This window comes from Synechococcus sp. R5-13 (assembly GCF_047462015.1).
In the GTDB taxonomy this organism is placed as follows: domain Bacteria; phylum Cyanobacteriota; class Cyanobacteriia; order Thermostichales; family Thermostichaceae; genus Thermostichus.
Genome location: NZ_JANSIL010000021.1, coordinates 1 through 10,204, shown reverse-complemented (window position 1 = coordinate 10,204; position 10,204 = coordinate 1). Strand labels below are relative to the sequence as shown.

The following is a 10,204-nucleotide window of genomic DNA, read 5'->3' as shown; positions in this document are numbered from 1 at the left end:
GCCAACCCCCTTGCAGCGGCATCGAGATCTACACCGGCAACGGCAAGGGAAAATCCACCAGCGCTCTGGGTCGGGCTCTGCAAGCCATTGGGCGCGGCATCAGTAAGGATCTCTCCCATCGTGTACTGATCATGCAATGGCTGAAGGGGGGAACGGGCTACACCGAGGATGCAGCCATTCGGGCCCTGCGGGAAAGCTACCCCGATTTGGTGGATCACCAGCGCTGCGGTCGGGATGCCATTGTCTGGCGGGGCAAACAACAGGAAATCGACTATGTAGAAGCGGAGCGGGGCTGGGAGTTGGCGCGGGCGGCCATCGCTTCTGGCCTGTACAAAACCATCATCCTGGATGAGCTGAACCCGACAGTGGATCTGGAGCTGCTGGACGTGGAGCCGATTGTCCAGGCTTTGCTGCGCAAGCCGCGGGACACGGAGATCATCATCACGGGGCGGTGCCATGCCCCCTTACCTTACTTTGAGCTGGCCTCTGTCCACTCGGAAATGGTGAGCCACAAGCACTATGCCGAGCAGGGGGCCGATCTGCGGCGCGGGGTGGACTATTGATGGGATCCTTCGCAGCGTTCTCAGCCAATTCCGCTCTCTCTTGGCCTCCAGACCCCAGGACTCTGGCCCAGTTGTTGCTCACCCTTTTCCAGACGGAAGTGTGGGTGGAGGGAGGGGAGCGTGTTCCTGCTGGCCCGCTGGTGGTGGTGAGCAATCACCGCAGTTTTCTGGATGCACCGGTGCTGATCGCGGGGTTGGGCCGACCGATTCGCTTTGCCTGCCATTACTACCTGGCTCAGGTGCCGCTGCTGCGGGAAATCGCCTTGGCTTTGGACTGCATTCCCCTCAAGCAGGGATCCCGACAGCAAATCCATTTTTTTCGCCAGGCGCAGGCCAGTTTGGCAGCGGGGGTGGGTGTGGGGATCTTCCCAGAAGGGGCGGAGCAGATCACCCGTGAGACCTCGCCTGGGGAGGTGGGGCGGTTTCAGCCAGGTTTTGCCCACCTGGCGCTGGCGGCAGCGGTGGATCCCTTGCCGATTCTGCCGGTGGCGGTGTGGGCGCAGGAAGAATGGCGGGGAGTAGATATTCCTATGGCTTTTTTCCGCTGGTTTGACCCCACTGAACCCCGATTTCAACAGGAAGGGGGACATCCGGTGGTGTTGTATCGGCGGGTGGTGCTCAGGGTGGGATCCCCCCTTTGGGTGGGCAGGAAGCAGCGCCAGGGATCCCGACGCGAGCGAATGCAGGTCATTCAAGAGCTAACTGCAGCGGCCCGAGAACAGGTGCGATTGGGATTGGCAGAGAGATGAGAAAGTTGAGTGGCGAGCCGGTAGCATCTGCCTCTAGCTTGGTCAGCCCGGCAACGGGAGCGGTCGGTCAGGAGCGGCCCCTGCTGCTGTATTTGCCCGGTATGGATGGCACAGGTACGTTGTTTTACCGGCAGGCGCAGGCTCTGCAGCGGGAGTTTCGCATTCGCCCCCTGAGTTTGAACCACCCGGAAGCGGGGGATAGCTGGGAAACCCTGGCCGATTGGGTGGGATCCCAGCTAGAAGCGGGGGCGTACTTGTGTGGAGAATCCTTTGGGGCCTGCCTGGCCTTGTTGGTGGCTGCCCAATGGCCGGAACGGTGCCGCGGCCTCATTTTGGTCAATCCAGCCTCGTCGCTGCGACGTAGGCCCTGGTGGTGGGCAGGGCATGTTCTCCTGCCTTTTTTGCCACCGGGGCTCTATCACCAGTTGTCGGAGCGGGGGTTGGGGGTTTTGGCGGAGCTCAGCCAAATGGAGCCGCTCGATCAGGAGCGGCTGCGCCAGGCAGTTCACAGTGTTGAACCCACAGTAGCTGCTCGGCGCTTGGCTTTGCTGGGATCCTTTGCTGTGGAGAAGCTGCCCCTGGAGTCGATGACCCTGCCAACTTTGCTGGTGGCAGGGGGCCGGGATCGCCTGTTGCCCTCGGTGCAGGAGGTGGGCTGGCTGGCGGAACGGCTGCCCCAGGCGCAGGTAGAAATCTCGCCCCAGAGCGGCCACGCTTGCCTGCTGGAGCGGCAGATGAACCTGCGGCGTTACCTGCTCAAGCCAGGTGGCCTTTTCACCCCCCTGCTGCTCAATTCTGCTTCGGCCCATTGAGCATGGACAGGGATCCCCACAGATCTTCTATCCGCTCTGGGCAGGAGCTATCCTTCCCCTCTCGATCCAGCCAAAGGGCTCGCAAGCCTGCTGCTTTTGCCCCCTGATAATCGTCGCGGCGGCTGTCGCCAATGTGGCCGGCGGCTGCGGGGGGGATCCCGTGGGCTGCCAGGGCAGCTTGGAAGATGCGAGGATCGGGCTTGGCATAGCCCACTTGGGTGGAGAGGGTGAGGGTGGAAAAGTAGGGATCCAACTGCAACTGCTGCAGCACCCTGGGCAAGCGGCTGTCGAAGTTGGAGATCACCCCCAACCGGATCCCTTCCTGCTGCAGGGCCCGCAAAGCCGGCAGCGTCTCGGGATACAGCTCCCAGGGATCCGCCCCGGCAAAGTGCTCAAACAATTGGGCGAAAAAGTCTTCAAACCGGTGCTCTCCGAAGGCAGCCAGGGATCCCACCTGGGCAAAAGTCTCCCGCACCACCTGGCGCCACCAGGTCCGCTCCCACTCCCGCAAAGGGGATCCCGTCAATCCTGGGCAGGCCGGGGCTGGAGCCTGGGCAAAAACTTGGCCAAAAGCGCGATCCAAGGCCTGGGGATCCACCCTTACCCCATACTCCGCTGCCACCTGGCTGTAAACCTGGCCCACGCTGCCCCGCACCCGAAACAAAGTGCCCACAGCGTCGAAAAAGAGCACCCTCAGCTTCACGACTGCCCCTCGTAGCGGGCGTAGGCATCGACAATCCGCTGCACCAGAGGGTGGCGCACCACATCCCGCTGGTCGAAGTAGCAAAAGGCAACCCCCTCTACCCCTGTCAGAATACGCTCTGCCGCTGCCAGGCCGGACATGCGATGTTTGCCCAGATCCGTTTGGGTGAGATCCCCGGTAACCACCATACGCGACCGGAATCCCAGCCGCGTGAGGGCCATCTTCATCTGCTCGGGGGTGGTGTTCTGGGCTTCGTCCAAAATGATGAAGGCATTGCTCAAAGTACGGCCTCGCATATAGGCCAGCGGCGCCACCTCGATCACCCCCTGCTCCATCAACTGCGGCAGCTTGGCCGGGTCGATAAACTCGAACAGGGCATCGTAAAGGGGCCGCAGATAGGGATCCACCTTTTCCACCAGATCCCCCGGCAAAAACCCCAGTTTTTCTCCCGCCTCCACAGCCGGGCGAGTCAAGATCAAACGCTCGTACTCCCGGTTTTGTAGGGCAGCAATGGCCACAACGGCAGCCAGATAGGTTTTTCCTGTGCCCGCCGGTCCAATGCCAAAGCAGAGGTCGTGGGTGCGAATGGCTCGCACGTACTCCTGTTGGCGGGGCGTTTTCGGTCGGATGAGCTCCCCTTTGCGGGTGCGGGCCAAAATCCCTGCTTGTGCTTGCTGGTAGGCGGCAACCTCTTGTCCGGAGAGGGCGCGAAAAGCTTGCTCTGCATCGATCACAGTGACGGGGTGCCCAGTTTGCCAAAGCGGCCTCAGCAATTCTAGCCATTGCCGCACCTGCTGCCGCTGTTGGGGAGTGCCTTTCAGGTACAGGTCTTGTCCGCGCAGCGTTACAGAAGCACCGCTGGAGCGACTGATCCACCTCAGGTTGGCCTCCTGAGTGCCCGCCAAAGACATGGCCTGTTGAGGATTGGACAGAGAGATGACTTCGAAATCAGAAGAGAGGGAAGTAGGGTTGTCGTGCATGCCGTGGGCGCCGGGCACCCTGGGAGACCTGTAGGGGTGATCTTACCAAAAACGCTTGTCAGGGCGCTCTGGGCTGTGGAAAGCCGCTGCAGAGCCCAGGGGTCGAGCGCAAGAGTGCTTAACAGGCGATTACACCATTAATGTGTTCCAAAATACAAGCTTCTGGAAGATCTGCAGCAAACCTGGATTTGGGTTCTGGCCTTCATTCGCAGCCGAGTCACAGGGAATTAACAACTCCCTAAGGTTCCCTAAAAAAGTATTGCAAAGGGCTATCTTTTCGGGAATAGCTCTTATTCATCAAGTAACGTTGATCTATCTGCTAAAGGAGCTTGAACTCCCAGTCTCTCGTCGGTCGGGCAAGAGCTTGAGGTTTTCAACTCCGTTGGTCATCGTGCATCTGACATTCTCCATCCAGCAGCAGGGATGTGGATGGGGGTCTCTTACAACCTTTCCCCAGGCTCCTCTTGGGGATCCCTGTGACTCCTCAATTTCTGAGCAAGAGGCTCATCCCTTCTGGAGTCACTTTGAAAAATCAGATGGAAAAAGGAGAGATAGATGTTTACCCAATCTGCGTCTGATACCCTGGGGTTGGCACAACTGGATTTGGCGCAAATTCCGCGGCAGATCACCTGCGATGGCAGTGACTTGGATTGGAGCCAGGCCCTGGCCATCGAAGGGATCCAACCTGAAGAAGAAGCTTTACAGGCTTGGATGGCTTTCCGTGACCTGCGGGTGAACCAAGAGGCGGGCAACATTTTACGCTGGCAAGGGCGTCCGTTGCGGGCCAGCCGTATCCGCTTTTTCCCCAAGAATGTGGCTTGGCGCTATGGCTTCTCGTTTTCCACCAGCATCCGCTCGCCCCTTGGCAAAGGGATCCCGACCCCTGAGGAGTGGCGCTACCCGGGCCTCTGCCGCTACGGGATTGTGCTGTTTCAACCCAACGCCCAACTGGTGGCCCATCAGGTTTTCGAGTCCTCGCCAGAGCAGCCCCAAGAGGTGGATCTGGATCCCAACCTGGATATTGCCTTCAACATCAATGACGCCAAGGGCAGCTACGGCGACAATAGCGGCAGCTTCGATATTTACCTGCAGGTGGTGAGCTAGACTCACCCAACCCCAGGAGGGATCCCGGCTGATCGCGATAGCGGGACGGAGTCTTTGCAGGGCGGGTCAGGGGGCAGTTGCCGGGTGGGATCCCATCCCCTACAATGAGTGAACTGGTGGCTGGATCCCAGCTTGCCATTGCCCTTCCTGGCCCTGGAGAGGTGGCTGAGTGGTCGAAAGCGGCTTCCTGCTAAGAAGTTACGGGGCCCAAAAGCTCCGTCGAGGGTTCGAATCCCTCCCTCTCCGTCCATATTTGCTGACCAAGGTTGTTGACGTCCTCTGCGCGCCGTTAGCTTACTTCCCCATAGCGGTAGGGCGGGGCTTTTCTCAGTAGCTCGGGCGTCTCAGACTAACCTGAAACGACCATAGAGGCCAACTCCGCTACCAGTCATGGGTCGTGGAAGCAGGAAGAAATCAGAGACGTCACCTCCCATTGGGGTTTCGTAAGTTTTTCAGAGGGGTGTAGTCCTCAATCCAAATAGGCGCTCAACTCCTGCTCCAATGTAGGCAGTTGCACCTCTCCCTGCTCCAGCTCTTCCAAATCTTCCAGTTGTTTGCGCAGGCGGGCAATCCGCTCTTGCAGGCACTCTTTGATGCCTTTGGCCCCCAAACCGAGGCAGCTGCGGCAGACTTCCCCGTAGATTTGCCCGCGGTCGTTATAGACCACCGCCAGCAACACTTGGTGCCCTTTTTTCTGGATGGGGTTGGCCCATCCCCCACAGATAATGCAGGGCACTCGGCCATTGCCCCCGTAAATGCTGCGTTCCCAGACGATTCTCACGCTCAGCCTCAATGCAACTTGTTGCCCACCAGCATAAAAACCCAGGGGGATCCCTTGCCACCCCAAGATCCTTAAAGATCCTCAATGGATCGCCGGCTCCCTTTTTTCTTCCTGAGAGAGGTTGGGGGTGAGAGCTAAAAAGGGATCCCGGCGGCTAGGTGCTGGGCCGGGCAGATTGGGAGCGGTCGATGGTGCGATAGGTGAGGCTGGCAGCCACCTCCAGAGCTTTGGCGGCGTCGCGGAAATAAAACCCCAACTCCTCATCCTTCTCCGTGCGGTTGGGCTTGTTGAACTTGGCCTTGAACTGCACGTTGCAATACATGGCCAACCCCACCAGAACCTCTGACAGTCCGTGCTGGTTGATCAGCCGCTCCACGTCCGTAAGCAGGCTTTTGATCAAGGCATCGGCTACTGGTTCTGGCAAACTGTCCAGGTCGTGCATGGGGGCTCCTCAACCAACGAGAGCAAACAAGCCAACGGGTCTGGGATCCCGAAGGCAACCTCTCCTGATTTTCCTGCATCTTTTCCAGAATGCCCAATCCCCTTGCCAACGCTACCACCACTGCCGCAGCCAGCCCCACAGGCCCGGATAACGAATGGAGCGCTCCCGGGCCGCTTGTTCCAGATGATGGGCGTGGTCTTGGCTGCCGGGATCCCGCAGACGATTCAGGCGCATCAAATAGGCATAGCGGTGGATCTGTTCTCGCAACTGAACTGGGGGAAGGGCAAAGCACTCTGGGCAAATAGGGCCGAGATTCAGACCCCTATCGTTGAAAAGGCAACGAACTCGCTTCCCGCCCGCAAAACGCTTTCCGCAGGCGGCACAGTAGCAAGCTGAGGGCTGGTTGGCAAGGCGCTGCCAGCGAATTCGCATGGTCTTCCCGACAAAAAGGCAAGCAACGTGCAGGCAATTCGCTGTAGCCATAATAGGCTAGAAGCTGGTGAGCAGAACCCAGGATGGGGGGGCCTGGAGTATCGAAAACCATGCCGCAACTCTACGACTGTGTCATCGTCGGCGCCGGCCCTGCTGGAGGATCTGCCGCCTACCATCTGGCCAAGCGGGGACGCTCGGTGCTGGTTCTGGAAAAGGATCCCTTGCCCCGCTACAAACCCTGTGGGGGCGGCGTTTCTCCTATGGTGGCGGCTTGGTTTGACTTCGACTTTGGCCCCGCCATTTCCCTCAAGATCCGGCAAATCCGCTACACCTGGCGCGGCGGCGATCCGGTGGTGGTCGATTTGGATTTGAAAGAGCCCGTTTGGATGGTGCGGCGGGATGTTTTCGACCACTACCTGATTCAGCAAGCGCAAAAGCAAGGGGCAGCGCTCCAGGCAGAATGCCCTGTCTCTGGCCTCGAGTGGCAAAGCGACCGCTGGCAAGTGATGACAACCGCCGGCCCGGTCTGGGGTCGGTACGTGATCGGGGCCGATGGGGCAAAAGGCTCAATGGCCAAGTGGCTGGGCTTTCAGGAACGCCGTCGTCGCCTGGCTGCCGCCTTGGAAGCAGAAGTGCCCCTCTCGCAGCCGCAAACTGCAGCCGCCCATTTTGACTTCGGTGCCGTGAGCAATGGCTACATCTGGAACTTCCCCAAGGCCGATGGCTACTCAATTGGAGCCGGCACCTTTCGGGGTGGAGAAAAACAAAACCTGCGGGAAATTGCCGCCCAATATGCCCAAAGCTTTGGTGTGGACTTGAAATCGGTCAAGCCATTTGGCCATCCCATCTGCCTCTGGGACGAAGATCAACCGCTACACACCCAAAATGCCCTCTTGGTGGGAGATGCCGCCTGCGTCATCGATCCGTTTACCGCTGAAGGGATCCGCCCTTCCCTTCTCACCGGCATGTTGGCGGCCCAGGCCATCGATCAAGCTCTAGGCGGGGATACAGAAGCTCTGGCGAACTACTCTGCCCGCGTGCAGCAGGAATGGGGCTCAGAAATGCGCTGGGCTAAGCGGATTGCGGCGTTGTTCTATCGCTTTCCGGGCGTGGGCTACAGGGTGGGCGTCAAACGACCGGGAGCCACTCGGCGCATGGGCCAGATCTTGGCCGGTGAACTGCGCTACAGCGATGTGGCCAGCTCGGCCATTCGCAAGTTAAGCGGTGGTCTGCTCGCCTAAGCCCGGCACCGACAGACGCGGGCGAGATCCAGGATCGTCGAAGCGCTTGCCGATCAACAGGCAGTTGCGACCATCCGCTTGGCGGCTGTAGCTGAGGTGAGTAGAGAGAGCTTTCATCAGCAAAATACCCCGTCCCCCCTCGGACTCAAGATTGGCGTTGGGCGATGTGGGATCCGACAAGTTCCGAGCAAATTCCTCCAGATCAAACTCCTGCCCCTGATCCCAGATGCGCAACTCCAGCCCTTGCGGCATCAGCAGCAGCTCAATGTCGATGGGCGTACTTTCCGGCAGAGCGCGGTGGGCGTGGCGAACGGCGTTGGTAAACCCCTCTACCAAAGCCAACTGACATTCCGCCCAAATGGGATCCGGGATGCCCGCATTTCGGAAAGACTCAAACCAGGTCAAAACCTGGTCAAGCGCGTCCAGGGTTGTGTCAACCCTCAGCGCAAACGTTTGCCTCTTGTCCAGAGGGATCCCTGCCGCGTTCAAAACCGAACCCCAACGATGAGGATTGAACTCAAGCCCATCAATCCTGGCCGGATTGACCCTACCAGATTCTAGACCAGAGCCCTGCTAGAACGTGTCATCCCCCACTTTGGGGGGTGCAGCTAGGGAGCGATGACCAAATCCACACGGCGGTTCCGCTGCCGTCCGGCTTCTGTGTCGTTATCGGCAACGGGCAAGGTGGGACCAAAGCCAGAGGTTGTCCAACTGATGGGATGGCCTTCCGGCAGCAGCTTCGTCAAATAGTCCTTAACCGCATTGGCGCGGCGCAGAGAAAGGGCCAAGTTGTAGTTTAAGGGCCCGATGTTATCGGTGTGGCCATTCACTTGAACGCGGGCGCCGGGCATAGCTTCCAAGGACTTGGCCACCTGGGCCAACAGCGAGGCTGCTTCAGGTCGAATCTCGGCTTTGTCAAAATCGAACAGCAAATCGCCCGGCAGGCTGATGGTTTGGGTTCCCACCTGAAAAGAGGTCGGCGTTTTGGTCGGGGCTGGGGTGCTTTCTTCTCCTGGGACGATCTCGGCAGCAGTGGAAGATTCCCTGACAGGCTCAGGGGCTGTTTGAGAACGCAGCCGTTGCAGCCGCGACTCCAATTCCTCAATTCTGATCAAGAGCTGGATCACCTGCTGGCGGATCTCCCGAATCTCTGCCTCCAGATCCGTGGGGCTCTCATGATTTTCCTCTGGATCTGCATCTGCTGTTGGGCTGGCCACCGGAGGATTGGCCTGGGGCGGGGCCAAGGTGGGCAGGATCGGTGGTGTGGGAGAAGCGGGTTGAGTGGGAGAGATGTTGGTCTCCGGCTGGGGCTGAGGTTGGGCCTGCTGGGGAAGCACCATCCCGACCCAGATTCCGCTGCTGACCAAGAGGATCCCGCTTAGGGAATGGAGAGCGACTGTTAGGAGCTGGGACGAACGAGCCATTGCAGGCAAACCTCCGGCTGGATGGGCGCAGGCAAGGAGCAGGAACTCCTCTCAACTCAACCCTCAAGACCCATCCTAACCGGCGACCCGATCTCGCCAAGGGGATTCTCGGTCGGTCCAACTGCCACTTCCCGCCATCTGCTGTGGGAGGCTAATCAAAACTGATGCGACCTCGATAACGCCCTATGAGGGTTAGGCCGTTGATGGGATCCGCCAAATCCGCCACAAAAGGGGGAAAGCGGGGATTGTCGCTGATCACCTTCACCTGGGATCCGGGCAGGCGCTGCAGCCGTTTGACCAACAGATCTCCATCCATCTGAAAGACGTAAATGCCTTCACAGCCCAGGTCTCCACCCTCTTGCCGCTCCACAAAGATCCAGTCGCCATCCTCCAAGGTGGGAGACATGCTATCCCCCTGCACCCGAATCAGGCTCAGCTCGGCAGGATTTCCCTTCAAGTATGTCCGCAGCCAGTTTCGCTCAAAAGCAACCACCGATTCGATCGATTCTTCGCGCACCAACACCCCCGCTCCGGCAGAGGCGGCTACATCGACAAAAGGCACATACACATACTCTGCTTTCGCGTCGGGATGCAACTGCGGGGATCCCTCCCCTGTAATCAGCCAATTGAGGTTGACCTGGCCCACTTGGGCAATTTTCACGGCCTTGTCAATGCTGGGCACGGATCCCTTCAGGTAGCTGCGCAAGGCCGTATCGCTAATTCCGGCCCGTCGCCCAAACGCATAGACGGCTTCATCGCCAATCACCCATCGCAAGCGGTCTGCAAAAGAAGAGCCAGAGGAGATGGACATCGGCTTAACGCTACATATTGTGTATAAGCAGATTTTTACCACTATATCTTGACAAGTCAACGACCGGTGCAGCCATTTGGGGAGAATCTTCAACGTAAACTACCCGGCTCCGACCGCTAAGCGGTACGGAGCGGGCTTTCAGTAGCCCTGAGCCTGCTCTGC

At 59.2% G+C, this 10,204-nt stretch carries 13 protein-coding genes and 1 tRNA gene; 6 read left to right on the top strand and 8 right to left on the bottom strand.

The window, feature by feature from the left end; translation table 11 throughout:
• From NW840_RS01730 to NW840_RS01720, 3 genes are all read left to right on the top strand, one after another.
• Positions 1-563, top strand: a 563-nt coding sequence (locus NW840_RS01730) for a cob(I)yrinic acid a,c-diamide adenosyltransferase (protein WP_414342022.1), incomplete at its 5' end; no start/stop codon positions are given.
• On the top strand, positions 563-1,312 hold the full coding sequence (locus NW840_RS01725) for a lysophospholipid acyltransferase family protein (RefSeq protein ID WP_414342020.1): 750 nt from the start codon (positions 563-565) through the stop codon (positions 1,310-1,312). The genes NW840_RS01730 and NW840_RS01725, both read left to right, overlap by 1 nt.
• The gene (locus tag NW840_RS01720; protein ID WP_414342017.1) at positions 1,309-2,124 is read left to right on the top strand and encodes an alpha/beta fold hydrolase; all 816 of its coding nucleotides are present in this window, start codon (positions 1,309-1,311) and stop codon (positions 2,122-2,124) included. Before NW840_RS01725 ends, NW840_RS01720 begins: the two co-directional genes overlap by 4 nt.
• On the opposite strand, the gene NW840_RS01715 is transcribed toward NW840_RS01720, so the two are convergent.
• Both NW840_RS01715 and NW840_RS01710 read right to left on the bottom strand, forming a co-directional pair.
• Complete coding sequence (locus tag NW840_RS01715; protein ID WP_414342016.1) at positions 2,102-2,827, bottom strand: HAD-IA family hydrolase; 726 nt, start codon at positions 2,825-2,827, stop codon at positions 2,102-2,104. The genes NW840_RS01720 and NW840_RS01715 overlap by 23 nt on opposite strands.
• Positions 2,824-3,807, bottom strand: coding sequence for a PhoH family protein (locus NW840_RS01710; protein ID WP_011433889.1), 984 nt, complete (start codon positions 3,805-3,807; stop codon positions 2,824-2,826). The genes NW840_RS01715 and NW840_RS01710 overlap by 4 nt, the downstream gene beginning before the upstream one ends.
• Positions 3,808-4,362: 555 nt before the next feature.
• Here NW840_RS01710 and NW840_RS01705 point away from each other — a divergent pair.
• On the top strand, positions 4,363-4,911 hold the full coding sequence (locus NW840_RS01705) for a hypothetical protein (protein WP_414342013.1): 549 nt from the start codon (positions 4,363-4,365) through the stop codon (positions 4,909-4,911).
• Between the two features lie 155 nt (positions 4,912-5,066).
• A tRNA-Ser gene (locus tag NW840_RS01700) sits at positions 5,067-5,157 on the top strand.
• 223 nt (positions 5,158-5,380) lie between these two features.
• Here NW840_RS01700 and NW840_RS01695 read toward each other — a convergent pair.
• The 3 genes from NW840_RS01695 to NW840_RS01685 all read right to left on the bottom strand — a co-directional run bounded on the left by NW840_RS01695 (position 5,381) and on the right by NW840_RS01685 (position 6,566).
• Complete coding sequence (locus NW840_RS01695; RefSeq protein ID WP_011433892.1) at positions 5,381-5,692, bottom strand: hypothetical protein; 312 nt, start codon at positions 5,690-5,692, stop codon at positions 5,381-5,383.
• Between the two features lie 154 nt (positions 5,693-5,846).
• Positions 5,847-6,134 (bottom strand): hypothetical protein, encoded by a 288-nt coding sequence (locus tag NW840_RS01690; RefSeq protein WP_011433893.1) that lies wholly within the window; start codon positions 6,132-6,134, stop codon positions 5,847-5,849.
• Between the two features lie 111 nt (positions 6,135-6,245).
• Complete coding sequence (locus NW840_RS01685) at positions 6,246-6,566, bottom strand: hypothetical protein (protein WP_041436713.1); 321 nt, start codon at positions 6,564-6,566, stop codon at positions 6,246-6,248.
• 110 nt (positions 6,567-6,676) lie between these two features.
• On the opposite strand from NW840_RS01685, the gene NW840_RS01680 reads away from it, so the two are divergent.
• On the top strand, positions 6,677-7,807 hold the full coding sequence (locus NW840_RS01680) for a geranylgeranyl reductase family protein (RefSeq protein WP_414342010.1): 1,131 nt from the start codon (positions 6,677-6,679) through the stop codon (positions 7,805-7,807).
• Here the strand turns inward: NW840_RS01680 and NW840_RS01675 are convergent.
• The 3 genes from NW840_RS01675 to NW840_RS01665 form a co-directional block, all read right to left on the bottom strand.
• A complete protein-coding gene (locus tag NW840_RS01675) occupies positions 7,784-8,296 on the bottom strand; it encodes an ATP-binding protein (protein WP_414342007.1) in 513 nt (170 codons plus the stop codon). The genes NW840_RS01680 and NW840_RS01675 overlap by 24 nt on opposite strands.
• A gap of 119 nt (positions 8,297-8,415) precedes the next feature.
• Positions 8,416-9,231 (bottom strand): OmpA family protein, encoded by an 816-nt coding sequence (locus NW840_RS01670; protein ID WP_414342005.1) that lies wholly within the window; start codon positions 9,229-9,231, stop codon positions 8,416-8,418.
• Between the two features lie 151 nt (positions 9,232-9,382).
• Positions 9,383-10,042, bottom strand: coding sequence for an XRE family transcriptional regulator (locus NW840_RS01665; protein WP_414342003.1), 660 nt, complete (start codon positions 10,040-10,042; stop codon positions 9,383-9,385).
• Between the last annotated feature and the right edge of the window lie 162 nt (positions 10,043-10,204).

Excerpts from the sequence above, each read along its gene's own strand:
- NW840_RS01725 (WP_414342020.1), top strand. The coding sequence starts at position 563 with ATGGGATCCTTCGCAGCGTTCTCAGCCAATTCCGCTCTCTCTTGGCCT.
- NW840_RS01720 (WP_414342017.1), top strand. The coding sequence starts at position 1,309 with ATGAGAAAGTTGAGTGGCGAGCCGGTAGCATCTGCCTCTAGCTTGGTC.
- NW840_RS01710 (WP_011433889.1), bottom strand. The coding sequence starts at position 3,807 with ATGCACGACAACCCTACTTCCCTCTCTTCTGATTTCGAAGTCATCTCT.
- NW840_RS01705 (WP_414342013.1), top strand. The coding sequence starts at position 4,363 with ATGTTTACCCAATCTGCGTCTGATACCCTGGGGTTGGCACAACTGGAT.
- NW840_RS01690 (WP_011433893.1), bottom strand. The coding sequence starts at position 6,134 with ATGCACGACCTGGACAGTTTGCCAGAACCAGTAGCCGATGCCTTGATC.
- NW840_RS01685 (WP_041436713.1), bottom strand. The coding sequence starts at position 6,566 with ATGCGAATTCGCTGGCAGCGCCTTGCCAACCAGCCCTCAGCTTGCTAC.
- NW840_RS01680 (WP_414342010.1), top strand. The coding sequence starts at position 6,677 with ATGCCGCAACTCTACGACTGTGTCATCGTCGGCGCCGGCCCTGCTGGA.
- NW840_RS01670 (WP_414342005.1), bottom strand. The coding sequence starts at position 9,231 with ATGGCTCGTTCGTCCCAGCTCCTAACAGTCGCTCTCCATTCCCTAAGC.
- NW840_RS01665 (WP_414342003.1), bottom strand. The coding sequence starts at position 10,042 with ATGTCCATCTCCTCTGGCTCTTCTTTTGCAGACCGCTTGCGATGGGTG.